1 protein-coding gene is annotated in these 558 nt (G+C 52.9%); it reads left to right on the forward strand.

The window, feature by feature from the left end:
• On the forward strand, positions 1 to 558 hold a 558-nt coding region (locus QP970_RS11600), incomplete at both ends, for an IS256 family transposase (RefSeq protein WP_284869967.1).

The raw sequence follows: 558 nt of genomic DNA on the forward strand, positions 1-558 counted from the left end.
CTGGCCCAAGCATCCCCAGATCTCATGCGCGAGATGCTTCAAGGATTCATCAACCAAATCCTATCGACTCAAGCAGACCAGATCTGCGGCGCCGACTACGCCACCACGTCTAAGTCTCGAACCAATGTCCGCAACGGCTACCGCCACCGCGATCTTGATACTCGCGTTGGCACCATTGATGTCGCTGTACCCAAACTACGTACCGGGTCATTTTTCCCGGACTGGTTATTGCAACGACGCACTCGGGCAGAACGAGCACTAACAACCGTAATAGCTACCTGCTATTTAAAAGGCGTGTCCACACGCAGGATGAACGATCTCGTCGCCAGTTTGGGAATTAATAATCTTTCAAAGTCGCAGGTATCTGACATGGCTAAAGACCTGGACGAGATGGTCGAAGACTTCCGTACCCGACCACTCGATACCGGTTCATACCTGTATGTTGCCTGTGATGCATTGACCATGAAAGTCCGCGAAGGAGGACGCGTGGTCAAAGCTTCCGTCCTCGTGGCTACCGGGGTTAATGCCGAAGGCTATCGTGAGCTATTGGGCATGCAG

It is taken from the genome of Corynebacterium sp. MSK073, assembly GCF_030232085.1.
Lineage (GTDB): Bacteria > Actinomycetota > Actinomycetes > Mycobacteriales > Mycobacteriaceae > Corynebacterium.